1 protein-coding gene is annotated in these 1,142 nt (G+C 67.1%); it reads left to right on the top strand.

The window, feature by feature from the left end:
• Nucleotides 1-1,080: CoA transferase (locus RMN95_RS10700; protein WP_309616905.1), on the top strand; the 1,080-nt coding region annotated here is incomplete at its 5' end.
• Between the last annotated feature and the right edge of the window lie 62 nt (nt 1,081-1,142).

Genomic DNA, 1,142 nt, shown 5'->3' with positions numbered 1-1,142 from the left:
ACGATGATGCTCGCCGACCTCGGTGCGCGGGTGATCAAGGTCGAGCGCCCAGTAACCGGCGACGACACCCGATCCTGGGGGCCGCCGCACTCGGCCACGGGGTCGACCTATTTCGACAGCGTGAATCGCAACAAGGAATCGGTGTGTCTCGACCTCGCCGATCCGGCCGACCGTGACCTGGCCCGCACCCTGATCGCCCGAGCCGACGTGGTCGTCGAGAACTTCGCGCCCGGGGGTATGGACAAGCTCGGGCTCGGCTACGACGAAGCGATGACGTCGAACCCGGGCGTCGTCTACGCCTCCATCTCCGGATTCGGCAGCGCCGGGGGGCGCGACCTTCTCGGCTACGACGTGATCGTGCAGGCGCTGGGCGGGTTGATGAGCATCACCGGCGAGACACACGGGCCGGCGTTGAAGACCGGCGTGGCGATCGTCGATGTGCTCACGGCGAAGGATGCTGTCGCCGGTGTCCTTGCGGCTCTGCTCCAGAGGCAGACCACTGGCCGCGGCGCGCTGCTGGAGGTGAATCTGCTGTCGAGCCTTCAGGGTGCGTTGGCAAACCAGGCTCAGGCATTCCTCGGCGCGGGGGTGGTTCCCGGGCGACTTGGCAACGCGCATCCCTCTATTGCCCCCTACGAATCGCTCGAATGCGCGGACGGTCAGATCGTTGTCGCCTGCGGAAATGATGCCCAGTTCCGGCGGTTGGTCGCGGTTCTCGGCTCTCCGCAACTCTCGGACGACCCGCGATTTATGGTCAACGCGCTCAGGGTCACCAATCGTGCCGTGCTCGTGCCGCTGCTCGAGCAACAGCTTCGACACCAGGATTCCGCCGAATGGCAGCGTCGACTGACGGCGGCAGGCGTGCCCGCGGGCCGCGTCGGCACGATCGCCGACGGCATCGCGCTCGCCGACTCCCTCGGGCTCGAGCCGATAATCGAGGTATTCGATTCGACCGGGGTGGCGGTCGCGACCCAGGTGCGGCATCCCATCACCTGGAATCCTCCGATCACACGTCCCAACTCTGCCCCGCCGCTGCTGGGGCAACAGGATGGGCAGCTGCGCGACTGGCTCGCGCACTGAGCCCGATCAGCTCCCGACCGATCGGCGTCGTAGCGCAATCCACAGGGTCGCCGCGGTGTCAG

The sequence above is a fragment of the Salinibacterium sp. genome, assembly GCF_031364185.1.
Taxonomy (GTDB): Bacteria; Actinomycetota; Actinomycetes; order Actinomycetales; family Microbacteriaceae; genus Rhodoglobus.
Note: the sequence above shows the minus strand (reverse complement) of the source record. Positions and strands in the feature narration are given on the sequence as shown.